This is a genomic window from Pseudomonas putida, assembly GCF_004357765.1.
Classification (GTDB): Bacteria; Pseudomonadota; Gammaproteobacteria; order Pseudomonadales; family Pseudomonadaceae; genus Aquipseudomonas; species Aquipseudomonas putida_U.
On record NZ_SMTE01000005.1, the window covers coordinates 16,904 to 34,141 of the forward strand.

Annotated in this window: 11 protein-coding genes; 6 read left to right on the top strand and 5 right to left on the bottom strand. The window is 63.1% G+C overall.

Annotated elements, in window-relative coordinates:
• Nucleotides 1–6: 6 nt before the first annotated feature.
• Entirely contained in the window at nucleotides 7–297 is a 291-nt protein-coding gene (gene catC, locus E2H86_RS08415; RefSeq protein WP_133326623.1) for a muconolactone Delta-isomerase, read from the bottom strand.
• 85 nt (nucleotides 298–382) lie between these two features.
• A complete protein-coding gene (locus E2H86_RS08420) occupies nucleotides 383–1,504 on the bottom strand; it encodes a muconate cycloisomerase family protein (protein ID WP_133326625.1) in 1,122 nt (373 codons plus the stop codon).
• Between the two features lie 131 nt (nucleotides 1,505–1,635).
• Here E2H86_RS08420 and E2H86_RS08425 point away from each other — a divergent pair, with 131 nt between their 5' ends.
• The gene (locus E2H86_RS08425) at nucleotides 1,636–2,502 is read left to right on the top strand and encodes a LysR family transcriptional regulator (RefSeq protein WP_133326627.1); all 867 of its coding nucleotides are present in this window, start codon (nucleotides 1,636–1,638) and stop codon (nucleotides 2,500–2,502) included.
• Between the two features lie 25 nt (nucleotides 2,503–2,527).
• Here the strand turns inward: E2H86_RS08425 and E2H86_RS08430 are convergent, their stop codons facing one another.
• Nucleotides 2,528–3,430 (bottom strand): LysR family transcriptional regulator, encoded by a 903-nt coding sequence (locus E2H86_RS08430; RefSeq protein WP_133326629.1) that lies wholly within the window; start codon nucleotides 3,428–3,430, stop codon nucleotides 2,528–2,530.
• Nucleotides 3,431–3,580: 150 nt separating this feature from the next.
• On the opposite strand from E2H86_RS08430, the gene E2H86_RS08435 reads away from it, so the two are divergent.
• The 5 genes from E2H86_RS08435 (at nucleotide 3,581) to E2H86_RS08455 (ending at nucleotide 9,580) form a co-directional block, all read left to right on the top strand.
• On the top strand, nucleotides 3,581–4,639 hold the full coding sequence (locus E2H86_RS08435; protein WP_133326631.1) for an AbrB family transcriptional regulator: 1,059 nt from the start codon (nucleotides 3,581–3,583) through the stop codon (nucleotides 4,637–4,639).
• Between the two features lie 108 nt (nucleotides 4,640–4,747).
• On the top strand, nucleotides 4,748–6,928 hold the full coding sequence (locus E2H86_RS08440; RefSeq protein ID WP_133326633.1) for a TonB-dependent receptor: 2,181 nt from the start codon (nucleotides 4,748–4,750) through the stop codon (nucleotides 6,926–6,928).
• 428 nt (nucleotides 6,929–7,356) lie between these two features.
• Nucleotides 7,357–8,007 (top strand): TIGR04211 family SH3 domain-containing protein, encoded by a 651-nt coding sequence (locus E2H86_RS08445; protein ID WP_133326635.1) that lies wholly within the window; start codon nucleotides 7,357–7,359, stop codon nucleotides 8,005–8,007.
• Nucleotides 8,008–8,088: 81 nt separating this feature from the next.
• A complete protein-coding gene (locus tag E2H86_RS08450; protein WP_133326637.1) occupies nucleotides 8,089–8,775 on the top strand; it encodes a GNAT family N-acetyltransferase in 687 nt (228 codons plus the stop codon).
• A 31-nt stretch (nucleotides 8,776–8,806) separates the two neighbouring features.
• Entirely contained in the window at nucleotides 8,807–9,580 is a 774-nt protein-coding gene (locus E2H86_RS08455; RefSeq protein WP_133326639.1) for an NAD(P)-binding domain-containing protein, read from the top strand.
• Nucleotides 9,581–9,879: 299 nt separating this feature from the next.
• On the opposite strand, the gene E2H86_RS08460 is transcribed toward E2H86_RS08455, so the two are convergent.
• The gene (locus tag E2H86_RS08460) at nucleotides 9,880–12,798 is read right to left on the bottom strand and encodes an RHS repeat-associated core domain-containing protein (RefSeq protein ID WP_133326641.1); all 2,919 of its coding nucleotides are present in this window, start codon (nucleotides 12,796–12,798) and stop codon (nucleotides 9,880–9,882) included.
• A gap of 26 nt (nucleotides 12,799–12,824) precedes the next feature.
• Nucleotides 12,825–17,171 carry a SpvB/TcaC N-terminal domain-containing protein gene (locus E2H86_RS08465; RefSeq protein ID WP_165976045.1) on the bottom strand — a complete coding sequence of 1,449 codons (4,347 nt, stop codon included), beginning with the start codon at nucleotides 17,169–17,171 and terminating at the stop codon, nucleotides 12,825–12,827.
• Between the last annotated feature and the right edge of the window lie 67 nt (nucleotides 17,172–17,238).

Consider the following 17,238-nt stretch of genomic DNA (forward strand, 5'->3'; position numbering starts at 1 on the left):
GTCGGATCAGCGGTCGTCGGCGTGGATCGACGACGGGTGGCGACACAGGCCATCCACCTCGATGTCCATGTAGGGGAACAGCGGCAGTTGCATCAACGTGTCGTGCAATGCTTCGACGCTTGGCACATCGAACACGCTGTAGTTGGCATAGTGGCCGGCGATGCGCCACAGGTGGCGCCAGGTGCCCTCGCGTTGCAGGCGCTGGGCCAGTTCCTTCTCGTCGGCCTTCAGTCGTGCAGCCTTGGCCGGGTCCATGTCGACGGGCAGTTTCACGGTCATCTTCACGTGGAACAGCATGTAGTTCTCTCCTGTCTTGCGATATGTCTGGAGGCTTACGCGGCCCGATCCCGAAGGGATCGGCGTATGACCTCAAACCGTGGTTTCAGCGGCGGGCAAAGCGCGCCAGGCGTTGCTCATCGAGCGTCAGACCAAGCCCCGGCGTACGCGGCACATGCAGTTGGAAATCGCGGTACTGCGGCGGCTCGTTGACGATTTCCTCGGTCAGCAGCAGTGGCCCGAACAACTCGGTGCCCCAGGTCAACTGGCGCAGGGTGAGGAAGGCATGTGCCGAAGCCAGGGTTCCGATCGAACCTTCCAGCATGGTCCCGCCGTACAGCGCGATACCGGCCGCCTCGGCGATCTGCGCGGTACGCAGCACGGCGCGTGGGCCGCCGTTCTTGGCGATCTTCAAGGCGAAAATGCTCGCCGCACCGTCGGCGGCGAGGCTGAAGGCGTCCTCGACGCTTTCGATCGACTCGTCAGCCATGATCGGCGCCGGGCTGCGCTGGTTCAGGCGCACCTGGCCACCGCGGTTGATGCGCGAGATCGGTTGCTCGATCAGGTCGATGCCGTTGTCGCCCAGTACCTGGCAGGCATGGATTGCCTGGGACTCGTCCCAGTACTGATTGACGTCGACGCGGACACTGGCACGCTCGCCCAGTTCACGCTTGATCGTTACCACGTGCTTGAGGTCCTGCTCGAGCGGGTTGGCGCCGATCTTGAGTTTGAACAGACGATGGCGGCGCACCTCCAGCATGTGTTCGGCCTCGGCGATGTCGCGGGCGGTATCGCCACTGGCCAGGGTCCAGGCCACCTCCAGGCTGTCACGCACCCGTCCACCGAGCAGTTCGCTGACCGGTAGACCAAGGCGCTTGCCCTGGGCATCGAGCAAGGCACTCTCGAGGCCGGATTTGGCGAAGGTGTTGCCTTTGGCCAGCTTGTCCAGCTTGAGCATGGCCGCATTGATATTGTCCGCCGGCAGGCCGATCAGCGCCGGTGCCAGGTGTGCATCGATGTTCGCCTTGATGCCCTCGGGGCTTTCGTAGCCATAGGCCAGGCCGCCGATGGTAGTGGCCTCGCCGATACCTTCGACACCGTCGCTGCAGCGCAGGCGCAAGACCACCAGGGTCTGCTGCTGCATGGTGTGCATGGCCAGCTTGTGCGGGCGGATGGTAGGCAAGTCGACGATGATCGCATCGATGCGCTCGATCAGGGCATGAGTCATGGTTCACAGGTTCCGGCTAGTCGGCGCGCACACTGCGCGGCCGCCACATTTACTTGATGATTCAAGCATTGCGCGAGACCCTGCCCATCGTCCAATATCAAATGAATCTCCCACGATACCCTGGAGGTCTGATGGAGCTGCGCCACCTTCGCTACTTCAAGGTCCTGGCCGAAACGCTGAACTTCACCCGCGCCGCCGAATTGCTGCACATCGCCCAACCTCCGCTCAGCCGGCAGATCAGCCAGCTCGAAGATCAATTGGGGACCTTGCTGGTGGTGCGTGAGCGACCGTTACGCTTGACCGAGGCCGGGCGCTACTTCTACGAGCAGACCTGCACGCTGTTGCAGCAATTGCAGACCGTGGGCGACAACACCCGGCGCATCGGCCAGGGCCAGCGTCAGTGGCTGGGCATCGGTTTTGCCCCCTCGACTCTGTACACGGTGCTGCCCGAATTGATCCGCGAGCTGCGCAAGGATGCCGAACTGGAACTCGGGCTAAACGAAATGACCACTGTGCAACAGGTCGAGGCGTTGAAGAACGGGCGCATCGACATCGGCTTCGGCCGCATCCGTATCGACGACCCGGCTATCACCCAGCAGGTGCTGCGCGAGGACCCGCTGGTAGCGGTACTGCCCAAGGGCCATGCCCTGGCAGGCACAGCGCTGACCTTGGAACAACTGGCGCGGGAACCGTTCATCCTCTACCCGGCCAACCCTCGGCCAAGTTATGCCGACCACGTGATGGCGCTGTTCGCCCACCACGGCCTGAGCGTCAAGGTCAGCCAATGGGCCAATGAACTGCAAACCGCCATCGGCCTGGTTGCCGTGGGCCTTGGCGTGACCCTGGTGCCGGAGTCGGTACAGCAACAGCATCGCCCGGATATCGCCTACGCAAGCCTGCTCGACAGCAGTGCGGTCAGCCCGATCATTCTCAGTCGTCGCAAGGGCGACAGCAGCGCAATGGTCCAGCGTTGCCTGTCCTTGCTTGGCCAACGCTGAGTCCGGCCAGAGGGTAGCGTCGGCTTCAGTCGCGCTCGAAAAAACTGCGCCCCTGCTCCTTGAGCAATGTCACCAGCGCCGCCGCCGCTGGCGGCAGGTAACCTTCGCTGCGAACCGACACCGCCACGGTCCGGCGCATGGTGGTCGCCTCCAAGGGCACTTCCCGCAGCCAGGACTGGCCGATGCCATACGCCAAGGTTTCCCGCGCGGCGAAGCTTAGCAGCTGGGTGCGCGCAATCAGGCGTGGCAACAATGACAGGGCGTTGGTTTCGATCTGCACCTGGGGCGCCGGCAGACGATTGGCAAGAAACACGTTGTCGATCCAGCGCCTGGCCATCACCGTCGGACCACCGAGCACCCAGCGGTACTGGCACAGATCCTCCAGGACGACAGGTCCGGCGAACACCGGATGATCGACACTGGCCACCACAATGGCTTCGTCCTCGAGGATGGCGTGGGTGGTGAACTGCGGATCGTCGGCGATCTGCGGCGAGATGATCACATCCAGGCGCCCTGCTCGCAGCGACGCCTTGAGCACGTCATCCTGGGCAATCGACAGTTTGAGCGTGACGTCCGGCGCCCGCTCCAGCAGCGCGGCGGTCAGGTGAGGCAACAGGTGATCGGACATGCTCGCCGCACAGCCCAGGCGAATGTTGCCCACCAGCCCGTTGGCGAAGTCACGCACCTCCCGCTCGGTTTCGGCGATGTTCAGCTGCAGTTGCTTGCCTCGGGTCAGCAGCAACTGGCCCACCTCGGTCAGCTTGATGCGCCGGCCATCGCGTTGGAACAGCCGCGTGCCCAGCGATTCTTCGAGGCGCTGGATGCTCTTGCTCAATGCCGGTTGGCTGCGATTGAGGCGTTCGGCAGCACGCCCGAGATGGCCGAGCTCGGCGATGGTTTCGAAATAGGTCAGGTCACGCAGGTCCATGATTCATGAATGTCAGTTATAGGTTCATCAAAAGTAGAAAATAGACTTGATCGGTTGCGCCGTCGATAATTTTCCGCGCTGGCGCTGTCAGCCTGCGTTATCGCTGTGCAAGGAGTATCGACATTGCAGATCGCCCCATCCGGCTCATCCATGAAGCTCTTCCAATGGCCCGCTCTATTGCTCTGCGCGGCAGCTGTCGGGCAACTGTTGCATCACCTGACCGTACCGGCGGGGTTGTTCCTCGGCCCCATGTTGGTGGCCATCCTGTTCGGCGTATCGGGTGCAAGACTGAGCCTGAATCGACAGGTATTTCGCTTCGGCCAAGGTTGCGTCGGTCTGCTGGTCGCCCATTCGGTGACCTGGGCGGTGCTGGTGTCTGTGGCGCAATCATGGCCATTGATGTTGCTCGCGACGCTGATCACCGTCGTGCTCAGCGCCTTGGTCGGCCTGGGCACCGTGCGCTTGGGCGGCATCCCCGGTAGCACCGCAGCTTGGGGCACGGCGCCGGGAGCGGCGTCGGCGATGGTGTCGATGGCTGAGGAAAACGGCGCCGATGCCCGTGTGGTGGCGACCATGCAGTATGTGCGGGTGGTGTGCGTGGTGATGATCGGTTCACTGGTCAGTCATCTGTTGGGGGCCACCCCCGGGAGTGGCGCGGTCGCCAATGCTCCGGCGCTGAACGAAGGCCCGCACCTCATCAATATCCTGGCAAGCGTGGCAGTGGTGCTGCTGGGTCTGGTCGTAGGCAATCGCATGCCTGCCGGTGCATTGCTCGCCCCGCTGCTGATCGGGGGAGCATTGCAACTGAGCGGAGCGCTCACCATATCCCTCCCGGAGCCGTTGCTGGCCTTCGCCTACGGCGCTATCGGTTGCTACATCGGCCTGCGTTTCGATCGCCCGACCGTGCGCTACGTGTGGAAACGCCTGCCTACCATGGTCGCCGGTGCAGTGGCGCTGATCCTGCTGTGCGCAGCGTGCGCCTGGGGACTGGCCATGGCCATGGGTACGGACTTCCTGTCCATGTACCTGGCGACCAGCCCAGGCGGCTTGGATGCGATGGCGATCATCGCGGTGGAAACCCATGCCGATGTCGGCCTGGTATTGGCGATGCAGACATTGCGGCTGTTCGGCGTCATCCTCACCGGAGCCTATTGCGCCCGGCAGATCATTCGCTGGACCCAGTCCGTCGAGGGGACACGACAGATGTGAAAATTTCGTTAGCGATTGATACTAATTCGCAATCGCAGATGCTACCATCTGCACCTGCAAATGGATCTCATCGCCAGGGTGGCGCTCAACTCTTCACAGGTGCCACCGATGGTTTTCCCTTTCCCGTTCCGCCCCACCCTGCTCGCTGCGTGCTGTTCGGTCTCGTTCCTGGCCCAGGCCGCCGACCCGGTCATCGAACTGGGGGCGACCGATATTTCCGCCAGCGTCGAGAAGGTCAACTCCAATACGTTGCCAGCGGCCTATAGCGGTGGCCAGGTCGCCCGCGGTGGGCAGATGGGCGTGTTGGGCAACCAGGACATGATGGACGCGCCGTTCACCATGACCAGCTACACCTCCAAGCTGATCGAAGACCAGCAGGCCGAAGACGTCGGCGACGTGCTGCTCAATGACCCCTCGGTGCGCCAGTCGTTCGGCTTCGGCAATCAGTCCCAGGTCTTCGTGATCCGTGGCCTGCCGTTGACCGGTGACGACATCTCCTACAACGGCCTGTATGGCGTACTGCCGAGACAGATCCTGTCCACCGATGCCATCGAGCGCGTCGAAGTGTTCAAGGGCCCGAGTGCCTTCATCAACGGCGCATCGCCCACCGGCAGTGGCCTGGGTGGCGGGGTCAACCTGGTGGCTAAGCGCGCCGGCGATACCCCGACCCGCCGCTACACCCAGGACATCACCAGCGATGGCCGCATCGGCGAGCATCTGGACCTGGGTCAGCGTTTTGGCGAGGACAACCGCTGGGGTGCGCGGGTCAATCTCAGCCAACGCGAAGGCGACACCGCCGTCGACGACCAGAGCCAGCGCACCAAGCTGTTCGTCGCCGGTCTGGATTACCGCGGCGACGACTTCCGCCTCTCCACCGATTTCGGCTACCAGAAGCAGCGCCTCAACCACCTGCGCAACAGCGTGCAACTGGGCTCCGCGACGAGCATTCCTACCGCTCCCGACGCCAAGCACAACTACGGGCAAAGCTGGACCTACACCGAGACCGAAGACACCTTCGGTATGCTCCGTGGCGACTGGGACCTGAACGACAGCTGGACCGCCTACCTTGCCGGTGGCGCCAAGCACACCCGAGAGACGGGCGTGTATGGCACCCCTAAGCTGGTCGGCAACGACGGCACGGCGACCATCGGCGGCTCGCAGATACCGCACAACGAGGACAATGTCAGCTTCGCAGCCGGCCTAAATGGCCGCCTGCAGACCGGCCCGTTGAGCCACCAGATCGCGATCGGTGCGACGACCATCTGGACCCAGCAGGAAAACGCCTATGTGTTCTACCGCTCCACGGCGGGCAATACCGACATCTACCACGGAAGCAAACTGCCCAAGCCCACCGATGTATCCCTGTCCGGAGGTGACCTCGGCGACCCAGGCGTAACCGGCAAAACACGCAACCGTGGCCTGGCCCTCTCTGACACCGTTGGCCTGTTCGATGACCGGCTGCTGCTGACCTACGGCATCCGTCGCCAGCAGTTGCGTGTGGAAAGCTACAGCTACGACGGTACCAGTTTCGACGACTCCGACGGCAGCCGTACCGCACTGTACGACAAGAGCATCACCACCCCGGTCTACGGCATCGTCTACAAGCCGACCGAATCGGTGTCGCTGTACGCCAACCGCATCGAAGGCCTGGCCAAGGGCTCGACCGCCTCCGGCAGCGGTATCACCAACGCCGGCCAGGCCTTCCCGCCAGGACGCACCAAGCAGCTCGAAGCGGGCATCAAGCTGGATCTGCAGACCTTCGGTGCCAACCTGGGCGTGTTCCGCATCGAAAAGCCGACCGATGGCTATGTCGAGGACAGTGTCTTCGTACACGACGGCGAACAGGTCAACAAAGGTATAGAACTCAGCGTATTCGGCGAGCCGATCCATGGCCTGCGGTTGATGGCCGGCGGCACGCGCATGACCTCGGAGTTGAAGAACACCCAGGGTGGCGCCAACGATGGCAATCATGCCATCGGCGTGCCGACCTTCCAGCTCAACGCCAGCGTCGACTGGGACATCCCAGGCATCGAAGGGGCCGCGCTCAACGCGCGCATGCTGCGTACCGGTGGCCAGTTCGCCGACCAAGCCAACAATCTCGAGCTACCGGCCTGGAACCGCTTCGATGCCGGTGCGCGCTACACCTTCAAAGGCTGGGACAAGGACATCACGGTGCGCATGAACGTGGAGAACCTGACCAACAAGAACTACTGGGCCTCCGCCAACGGCGGCTACCTGACCCAAGGCGAGCCGCGCCTGGTGAAGTTCTCCGGCACCATCGACTTCTGAGGGCCCTAGGCCCGAGATTAGCGCTCAGCCACGCAGCGCCGCCTCTATCCGGGCCAGGGGTCGGCGATGGCGGCCAGAAGCACCCACGGGGTGATCTGCCACGATATACCCTGATGCCAGTCAATTAAGCCAATTGGGGCTGCTTTGCAGCCCTTCGCGGGTAAACCCGCACGCGGACTGCGCCGCCTTGATTCGAGCGTAAAACCTGTAGGAGCGGGTTTACCCGCGAAGGGCCGCAACGCGGCCCCAATAGATGAGCATGAGACCTTAACTGACTGGCATTACGATATGCCCCTTTTTTTTAGTTCCGATCCAAAGCAGTGAACCAGCCCGCAAAAAAACGGTCTTTGCCTGACGGTCAACTCACCGACCGGTTCGTTGGCCCAATCACCGGGCCTGTTTTTGTCCTGCTGCAGCGAAGACCCCACATGCCTGATTCCCGTCCCGCTTCCTCCGCCCTGCCCGTGCTGCGTGGCAGCCTTCTCGCCGCCTTGGTAGCCCTGGCTATCCCGGCGCATGCCGAAGAGCCGGCCAGCGACGCGCGCTGGGTCAGCGACAGCTTGAGCACCTATGTGCGCAGCGGTCCCACCGATGGTCATCGCATCGTCGGTACGCTCAAATCCGGACAGAAGCTCACCCTGCTCGGCAGCCAGGGCAACTACAGCCAGGTGCGAGGGCAAAATGGCGACGTGGTCTGGATCCTCACCAGCGACCTGCAGTCGGTGCCCGGACAGGGCGAACGCCTGCCCCAGCTCGACGCACAGGTCGCCGAGTTGTCCGCACAGCTCAAGACCATCGATGACAGCTGGAAGAACCGCGTACAGGGCATGCAGGAAACCCTCGACTCGCGCAAGAAGCTGATCGACGAACTGGAAGCGCGCAACCAGGCGCTCGGCGAGCAGCTCGACCAGAGCCAATCGAGCCTGCGAGACACCCAGGCACGACTGGGCGACGAAAACAAGCAGGTGATGATGCGCTACATGGTCTACGGCGGCAGCATCGCCGGGGCCGGCCTGCTGGCGGGGCTGATCTTGCCGGCGCTGACCCGTGGCCGCAAGAAGAACGACCGCTGGTTCTGAGGCCTGCTCGGCAAAAACGGTTAAACTGGGCAGCGCGCGCCAAGGCGCGCCTGTTCACCCCGAGCCGGAGCCTTTCTACCGATGTTTATCCTGAGCCGCCTCGACAGCGTGCCGCCCGAATCCTTCCAGAACCAGATCCGCGAGCTGGTCATCCATCACGTCAGCACCTTGAGCAGCGTCGCCATCAGCCCGGACAACGCCCTCTACCCGCTGTACCAGTACGGCGTCGGCATGGAGGTGCATCAGTACCTGCAAGCCATGGACGGCACCCGTGGGCTCAAGGTCGAGCTGACCCTGGCACTGGACGCAGAAGCACCCGAGCAGATGCTCGGATTCGCCCTGACTCTGCCGGCCCAGGACGATCCGCAGGCCTGCGCCCTGGCGTTTCTGGTGGTGTCGCCCGCGCATCGCCGTCAGGGCATCGCCCGCGCGCTGCTCGAAGACCTGCAAGCGCGCTACGCCTGTGTGGAACTCGACTCGCTGCCAGCCCAGGTCGCCTGGTTCGAGGCGCTGGGCATGCAAGTGGTGGCTGCCAATGGGCCGCAGGTGTTGATGAGCAGCACCGGCCAGGCCAGCGGTGCACTGATTGGCCGCCTGGATATCGCCCCGATCTACCAAAGCGCCGAGGTGATGCAGATTCACACTTACCTGCTCAACCAACAGGGCGAGGATGCGATGCTCGAGGCCGAGCAGCAACGCGACGAACACCTCGACGCCCTGACCGAGCAGGCACAGGCCTGCGAGGGCGTGCGCAAACGTCTGCACTGAGCTGACCGACAACGCTGAACAAGGAGGTTGCATGCATAAGCTGGGCATTCTCGGGGTTGGCGAGTTGACCGAGAAAGTGGTGCATGGCCTGCGCCGTGCCGGCTTCGCCGAGGCCATCTTGCTGTCACCGCGTAACGCCGCACGTGCCGCGGCCCTGGCAGCCGAGCACAGCTGCCAGGTGCTGGCGAGCAATCAGGCGGTGGTGGACGAGGCCGACTGGGTGATTGTCGGTGTACGCCCCGACGCCCTCTCGCAACTGGCCAGCGAAGTCAGCCTGCGCCCGGGGCAGCGGCTGGTGTCGCTGATCGCGGGTATCGATCTGGCGCACCTTGCGGCCGCTTTCCCAGGCGCTCATTGCCTGCGCGGCATGCTGTCATACAGTGCGCAGTACAACGCGTCGACGGTGGTTGTCTGCCCAGCGGATCCCCAGACGGAGCAGTGTCTGAGTTTGCTGGGCGAGCTGGTGGTACTGGCGGATGAGCCCGCGTTCGAGCTGGCCACCGTGGCGGCCTGCATGAATGGCTGGTTCTACTTCTTGCTGGACGATCTGCAGCAGTGGCTGAGCGACAAGGGCCTGCCCCCTGAACAGGCGCGTGCGCTAGTGCTGGGCAACATGCAGGACTGCATCACCGCTGGAAAACGGCAGCCGGAGCAAAGCCTCAAGGCACTCGGTGAAGCGATCGCCACGCCGGGTACGTTCACTGCGGATGGCTTGGCGGTGCTGAGGCAACAGCCGGGAAGCGCGAGCTGGGGGGCGGCATGCGAGGTGGTGCTGGATGGATTGTCGTCACGCTCATGGCGGTAATGGAACGGCGTGGCACAACGTAAGCGAACCTGGGCACAAAGCACTGATCGCAATACCGGTAACACAGAAGGGCAACTAGTCGCTCAGGCAGGCAATTGGGACCAGGGTGAACGGGTTGAGAAGGACGAAACTGACCCGCAGCTCTGGTTAGAGCTGCGGGTCAGCTTAAATGGATGGGCGCTATGTTGGTTGCTGTTCAACAACCATAATTTGGCTTTCATCACATACGCGATGAGCCAATCTAAGCATCACCGGCGATCCGATATATCGTTAAACGCACAAAACAAACTTGAGGTACGTCAAGCCCTCCATTTCTTTCCATAGCGTTGTTCCTCTCTTCTGGAAGGGTGGGCACTAAGGATCGTCTGACCTTTCATCTGGATGGCGACTTCTCTCCGCGTGCCATTGAATTCCGTTTCGTATACCAAGCGTAGCTTCTGCCCGGCATTATTACCGATGTATTCACCAGACACCCGCGCAGTCATTACTAACGGTAATATCTGGTCTTCCTTAATCCCGACAAATTCAAAGTCTGGCTTGTGTTCTTTGATAATATGAATGTACCCTTCGCCGCGATTTTTGGCGAAATGGTGTCCCTCCGTGAGAATGATCAGCTCGCCAATTCCGTCGTTGTTTTCCGTCTGGCCGAGAGCCTTGATTGTGGAGCCAGTAGGTAGGTCGTCTCTACGTCGGCGTCGCAGTTTTCTGTAAGTCTCTGAACCGGGCAGCCCCCATGTTCCGTTCAATGCAACGCCCTCGGCATGGAGCCTAGCTTCACGCTCATCGATTGTTTCAGGCTGACGCTGGTTCGCCCTGGGTTGCCCGGGCAACTTGGGTTTTGTGTTTTGTTTCTTCTTTCTCTGCCCGCGGTTTTTCTTTGAAGTGTTTGGTTTCTCACTTGTGTTAGTTAGTTGTTCCGTAGGATCTGAACTGGAAGGACCAGGCTGCGGCGATTCGTTGTCTTCGGGTTCAGTGGACGCCGCAGGTGATGGACTTCGCTCTGGTGCAGGAGACGCCGGAGGAGATGGGCTTGGGGATGAGTCCGAACTGCTACTTGCCGATGCGTTCTGTTCCCCAAGTCCCATGAAACCTTTGACCGCGTTGACAGCCCCTTTAGCCGCGTTGAAAAGCGAAAGCATCAAGCCGTCATTGTCCACCAGTGCCATGGGATTGTTAGCCACCATCGCATACAGGTTCAGCCCATCCACCGTCCCCGCCGGATCCGCGCTCAGCCAGCGACCGACCCAGGGCTGATAGTAACGGAACCCGTAATAGTAGAGCCCAGTGGCATCGCGTTCCTTGCCGCTGTAGCGCACGGTCTTGTAGCGCCCTTGCGCCTCGCTACGGGCAGCCCAGGCTGCGGTGCCGCCAAACGGGTAATAGACCTCCTGGCTGATGACCGCCCCGTCCCCATCAACTTCCAGGCTGGCACTGCCCAGATGGTCGGCATAGGCATAGCGCAGTTGATCGTTGTCGATATCGTCTGGCTTGCCGCTGATCCAGCGCAGCGCACGGACCTTGGCCGCATCGCCGGCGACGACCGACGCCACCTGCAAATCCTCGCTGAGCCTGTCGTCGTTCGAGGTGCGGCGCAGCTCCAATCCGGGCAGGTAGAGCACCCGTTGGCGTTGCGTCGTCCCTGCATGCAATTGCGAGCTGACCTTGAGGATGCGTTGATTGCCGATATCGTAGCGGTAGCTTTCCTGATCGCTCACACCCCCTTCGCGGATGACAGATGCGACACTGTGCAGCTCCCCACGCAGCGTCCAGGCCAACTGTTGCCCCGGCGCCAGCACTTTCTGCAGCCCGCCTGGCGTGAACAACCGATCGACCTGGCCCGGGTCTTCGGTCAAGGCGTTGGTCACCCCTCGGTTGCTGCGGTCGCTGATGGTAATGTCGAGGGTGTAGTTGTTGCCACTGGCCGGGGCACTGTGGCGAATGCGCATGAGGTTGCCGGCGCTGTCGTAGTCATAGGTGCGTGTGTACTGGGTGAACGTCGCGTTATCGAGCGCCTGGCGCTCTGGCAACTGGCGGCCTTGCCGAGCGGCGTTGGCCATCTCTCGTCCGGTCGCGCTGGCCAATTGGTAGAGGCTGTCGTAGCTGTAGGTGCATTCAGGTTCTATCTTCTGATTGCGCCAGAAGCGAATATCCTCGGCATCGTCGCGCACCTTGAGCACATTGCCGACCGCATCGTAGGTGTAATGCAGATCCTGCAGCACCTTCGCGCCCAATGCATGCCCTTGCGGGCGCTCGGTGCGGATCCCGGCAAGACGTTGGGTGCATGGCTCGTAGCGGTAACGGGTGATCAGCCCGTTACCATGCTCTTCATGCAGTTTCTGGCCCGCTGCCGAGTAACTCATGGCCTTGAGAATGACCTGCCGACGGCTGCCCTGGAGCGTCAACCAGGTGCCCTTGAGCAGCCCGGCCACATCGTAGGCTTGCTCCTGAACGTTGCCCGCGGCATCGGTGCTGGTCAGCACCGCCCCCGTGGCATCGGCAGAGGCGCTAGTGCACGCCGCTTGGTCGGGTGGCTGCAACGCGGCCATCCAGTGCTCGACATCGCTGCCCTGCCAGTCGGCAGTCACCAGCGGGTCGTCGGCGTCGGCGAGCAGACGGCGAGTAACCCGCTGGGGTACGCCCGTGAGGGTGATGGCGTGAGTCTGCGTCAAGCCCGCGGTGTCAAAATGCAGGCTGACTTGACCGGCCAGGTTGACGGCCTGTTCCGCTGCGCTGTTGCCGGCATAGACGATGCGCTCGATGCGGCACGCAGGCTGGCCTGCGACCTGCTCGCTGATGCCCAGTGGACGCCCGAGCCGAGTAGCGGTCTCGTAATGCCAGGTGCGGGTCACTGCCTGGCTGCGGTCTTCCTGGCCCAGCTCGTCTTCCGCTACCTGGGTAACGGCCAACCTGGGCCGGCCTGCGGCATCGACCAGTTGCACGGTCACACCGGTATCGACGCTGCGGGTGCGCAGTGGCTGGCCGCCGATGTCGTAGAGCCAGGTGAAGTTGTTCAGACTCGCAGCGTGCAGCCGCGGGTCACAGCTTTGTACCTTGAATCCTCGCGCGTCATAACGATGCCGAGTGATTCGGGTGTCGGTCTGTTGCAGCCTGGCCGGGTGGCGATGGTAGCTGATTTCCCGTACGACCAGTCCGCGATTGTCCCGCACCGTCACGGTCGGGGTGTTGCGATGTACCGCCTTGTGGGTGATGACAGGCATCGATGTACTCCTTTTGCCTGGGCAATTCATTGAACCGTGTCGTTTTCATCTTCCGAAACGGTGAACCAGGGATAGAACTGCGTACGCCGTTCCTTGCCCGCCGCGGTCACCACGCGTATTACCCGCCCCAGGGCGTCGTATAGGTGGGTATCGGCGTACAGACCTTCGCGGGCGGTGTCGTCGCGCACCAGGCGCCAGTCGTTGAGGTAATACGGCAACCAGGTGCGCACCGGTTGACCCTTGTTGTCGTACTCGGTCTTGTCGCTCACTGCCCAGCGCACGGGTGCGTGGGCGAAGACGGCCTTGCCTTGGGCGTCGGTCTGCAACCGGCCCTCGGAAGTCCGCACCAGAGCCTCGCCCGGTGCGCTCAGCACCGCGCTCTGCAACGCACGCCCTGCCCCATCGCCATGGCTGATGCTCAGGCGCACCTGCTGCTGCGGATCGCCGTCGTAACGGTCGGTCTGCAAGGTAATGACATGGGGCGGTTGACGTTCCTCTGCCAGGTTCGGTGCCGGTAAGCCGTGGCGTTGCAGATGACGACGCAAGGCGAGCTCGCCCATGCGGGTCGGCAGGACCCGGCCATCGCGGTCACGGGCCCACGGCATCCAGCTGTCGGTGACCTGCCGGTGCGCAGTAGCCACCGGAACGTCGCCACCGCGCAGGGCCAGCATGGCCTCCACGGTTTGCGGCAGGCTGAACGACTGGCTGCCATAGCCGGTGGCGACACCGTTCTCGCTACCATGCATGCGAGACTCCACCACCCGGCCAAGCGCATCGAGGCCCACCTGTTGCACGTTCGAATTGGCATCGGTGATCGAGACCGGGGTCATGAAACGCCAGTCATAGCGCACCGCGCTCTGCAGGCCAGCCGCATCGGTGATCCGGGTTATCGCCACTGCATGGGGGCTCCATTCGACCTGACCTTGCCCCATCATTTCGCTCTCACGGGTGCCGGAAAACCGATAGAACATCTCCGGACCGTAGTAACGAGCTAAGTCATGGCGACCGACATGGAGCCGAGCGCCATCCTCCGGCAAGGTCACCGGGTGGTAGCCACACGCTTCCAACCAATCCCCCACCCCCTGACTCGGCAGGTTGTCCCGAAGCACATCCAACGCCGCCTCGTCGAGCAAGGCGGTCTCGGTAAAGGCCACCAGAGCCTGACGCACCGGAAGGTCACATAGCGCACCCTGGGCGTCGCACCAGCGGGTGCGGCTGTAGCCTGTCAGGGTCGCTTGACCCAGGCTCGCCAACGGCCCTTCCGCGGCCAGCAGGCCTTCGACATCGAAGCCGCCCTGGGCGATCGCCGTGGCGGGCAATGCCAGTACATCGGTGCGAACGGTTTCGGCGAGGCCGGAGACATGGCAGTGACCCTCCTCGAGGTTGTGCACCTTGGTCCGCGACAGGGTCAGCCACAGCTTGTCTTGCTGCGGATCACGGCTCGCTGCTTCCAGCCCCTCTGGCAGGTCGTCGGGGTAAATCGATCCGCCTCGCTGGGACTGGCGCGGATAGCAGAGATCGGCGCTTTGTAGAACGTAGCCTTGGCTGTCCTGGGCCAGTATCACGCGCTGGGTGACGACCGGGTCCTGAGCGATGCGTTCGGTGGCGAACGTCAGGGTTTCCACTTCCGTGACCAGCGCCGCAGGCCGGTCAGGGTGAGCGGTCGGATGCACCCGTATCTGCCAGCGACGGCGTTCGATGGCATAGGGTATCGATGCCCGCTCGCTGCCATCGAGTCCATAGGTTTCGCTGCGCAGCGACCTGCCCCGCAGGGCACGCAGCAACCAACGACGCGCGGCCCCCTCCGGCTCGAACGGCACCTCCCGCCCACCTTGCAGCTGGGTGAAGCGTAGCGCTCGGAAGGCAAACGCAGACTCGACGCTGTCAGGGTTGGAAAATGCCCCTGGAGTATCGGTGTCATGCGCGTCGCTGCCACTGAGGAACCAGTGGTGCACCTGGGCCGGTGGTGAGCGTTCCGCGGCGTTGCCTTGGGCATTTTCCAGGGTGTCGGTCTGGATCAAGCGGGTAAACCCCCGAAATTCGCGCTCCTGACAGTCCCACACCCCGCCCTGGTAGCGCATGCCGGTGACGGTGCGCAAACCGCTGATTTCGTCGAGTGTGGTCACCTGGCACAACGTATGGACCGGGAACGGCAGGTGGCACACCGCCGGGCGGCCCTGGCCTTGCAGCTCGGCTTTTTCATCGAGCCAAGCTTGCGCGGAACTGCGGTAGTCGAACAGCACACGACTGCCGCTGTTGTCACAGACCTCGGCCAACAACCAAGGCCGTCGACCATTGAAGCGATAAGCCCAGGTGCGGGGTTGCACGTGCGTCTGGGTCAGCACCAGTTCGACACTGCCCTGCCCGCGCAGATCGGCCAACTGCAGCTTGCAGGTGTCATCCAGCACCACGCCATCGGGCGCCATCACGCACGGCCCTTCGACGAAGCGGTTACCTGACTGGTTGACGAACACCCGCACCCGGTCGGATTGCACATACAGGATATCCACCGTGCCGCTGCCGTCCGTATCGCCCAGCAGTACCCGACTCGCGGCGAAGCCCTCGATGGCGAAACCCGGCATCTCGACCGGTTCGGCAAAGCTGCCATGCCCTTTGGCAGGCCAGTAGCGCACTCCCCGTTCGGTGATCTCGAGCATCTGCTGCAAGCCACTGCCTGTCAGGTCGGCAAAGGCCACCATGCGGTCCTCGCCACCGACGATGGGCAACGCGCTGCCGTGGTTGACCTCTTGCGCGGCCCTCCAACCTGCTCCGCGTTGCTTGGCATACAGACGCACACTGCGCGGGCCGACCATGACCAGATCCTGGCAACCATCGCCCGAGAGGTCGACCAACTGCGCGGCGCCATGGGCCAATTCGCCCGGCATCGCGTCCATGCTGATGAAATGGTTCCACTGACCGTCGGGAGCCAGTGTGAAACTGCCGCGCATGCTTGGCAGATTGACCAACCACTGGGGCCGGCCACTGCTATCCAGATCGACCAACTGACCACTGCCGAGCTGCGCGCTAGGCGCCTGCGGGAGCATCTGCGGTCGATCCCAGGTCACCGCATCGATGACGTCATGCTGGCTACGCTGCGGCGCCCGGTACCACCACGCGTTGTTATCCAGGTACAGCAGTCCAGGTACCCCTTCGCCGTAGAGGTCGGCCAACTGCCAGCGCGGCGCATGGAACCCGTCGAGCTCGGGCAAGGCCTCCCATTGCGAGACGTCGCGCCCAGGCCGGGTCAGCTCGAACTCGATCGGGGGCAACAGCAGCGGCTCACCATCGACCTCATAAGCGACTTGCTGCGCCGATAGCAGCAGCGAGGTCACGCCACTTTGCTCGTAGCTCAGGTGCAAACGTGACACCAGTTGCGCGGTGGTGTCCGTCTGCCCTGCCATCATACCCGTGCGGTGCCACAGCAAAACATCGTGGCAGAGCCGACGCACACGCTGATCGAAGCCCCAGCGCCAATGCGAGAAACAGTCCTCTCGCATGGGCCACGGCGCTGTCGCCTGAAACGGCGGGCGTGTCTGCACATCGGTGCCACGCTCGCCATAGTCGAACAGCATCAGGGTCATGAAATCCTGGGCGCGGAAGGCACCTTGTGGAATCAGCAGCCAGTCACAGGGCGTCGCATTCATGGCATGGACAGCGCTCAGGTAGCAGCCGGTGGCCTGACCGTGAGCGGACAGCTCGGCTGGCTCGCAATTGGCGTCGTCCTCCTTGCGGTACTCGTACACCACGTGCTCGCCAGTCGCGCTGACAGTCTCTTCGGCGTACCAACAGGCCACATGCGCCGGCGCTTGCGGATCGGCCAGACGGGCCGTGGGCGACCAGCCGAACAGGGTGATGCTGCCGTCGGCGTGATACTGCAACCAGAACCCGGGCGAATCGGTCTGCGTCGTGGCACACCAGTGCTCCAGACGCTCGTCCCGGCCACCGCTGCGGCGCACCCAAGGGGTGACCCGGTGCTCGGCCGGGACGGTCGAGAATGGCAGGTTGGCCTTTATGCGAGGGCCACTGGCGTCGGGCAGGATCTCCTCACCATCGGCGCCCAGCAGACGGTCGCTTTGGTTGTACCGAGGTGCGCCGAGGCGGGTCATGCGGCTGATGCTGGCGGGATTGCATTGCCAGCCAGCACCGAATGCACCATTACCACCTTCGGAGCTATAGGCAAGTGTCAGCGAGGGGGACAAAGTGCGCCCTGCCGGCAATGGCAAAGGCAGCGTCCAGCCTGCAGCGCCGTCGGCGCCACCGATGGACAGCATTCCGCTGTCCGGCGCTACCGTCCCGCCGCCCTTGGGCAACGAAGGCGGGGAGAACAAGCGGTCACGGCTGCCACCGGCCGCGGTGTCAGTTGTATGGGTCATTATCTTGCTCCTTGCAGCCATCCCGCCGCAGCGGGACAGCCAGCATAGAAAGGGATTAGCGGGAGGG

What these genes read in the sequence shown, in the direction of transcription:
- E2H86_RS08465 (WP_165976045.1), bottom strand. Translation starts at nt 17,171, where the DNA reads ATGACCCATACAACTGACACCGCGGCCGGTGGCAGCCGTGACCGCTTG.
- E2H86_RS08420 (WP_133326625.1), bottom strand. Translation starts at nt 1,504, where the DNA reads ATGACTCATGCCCTGATCGAGCGCATCGATGCGATCATCGTCGACTTG.
- E2H86_RS08450 (WP_133326637.1), top strand. Translation starts at nt 8,089, where the DNA reads ATGTTTATCCTGAGCCGCCTCGACAGCGTGCCGCCCGAATCCTTCCAG.
- E2H86_RS08460 (WP_133326641.1), bottom strand. Translation starts at nt 12,798, where the DNA reads ATGCCTGTCATCACCCACAAGGCGGTACATCGCAACACCCCGACCGTG.
- E2H86_RS08440 (WP_133326633.1), top strand. Translation starts at nt 4,748, where the DNA reads ATGGTTTTCCCTTTCCCGTTCCGCCCCACCCTGCTCGCTGCGTGCTGT.
- E2H86_RS08445 (WP_133326635.1), top strand. Translation starts at nt 7,357, where the DNA reads ATGCCTGATTCCCGTCCCGCTTCCTCCGCCCTGCCCGTGCTGCGTGGC.
- E2H86_RS08435 (WP_133326631.1), top strand. Translation starts at nt 3,581, where the DNA reads ATGAAGCTCTTCCAATGGCCCGCTCTATTGCTCTGCGCGGCAGCTGTC.
- E2H86_RS08425 (WP_133326627.1), top strand. Translation starts at nt 1,636, where the DNA reads ATGGAGCTGCGCCACCTTCGCTACTTCAAGGTCCTGGCCGAAACGCTG.
- E2H86_RS08455 (WP_133326639.1), top strand. Translation starts at nt 8,807, where the DNA reads ATGCATAAGCTGGGCATTCTCGGGGTTGGCGAGTTGACCGAGAAAGTG.
- catC (WP_133326623.1), bottom strand. Translation starts at nt 297, where the DNA reads ATGCTGTTCCACGTGAAGATGACCGTGAAACTGCCCGTCGACATGGAC.
- E2H86_RS08430 (WP_133326629.1), bottom strand. Translation starts at nt 3,430, where the DNA reads ATGGACCTGCGTGACCTGACCTATTTCGAAACCATCGCCGAGCTCGGC.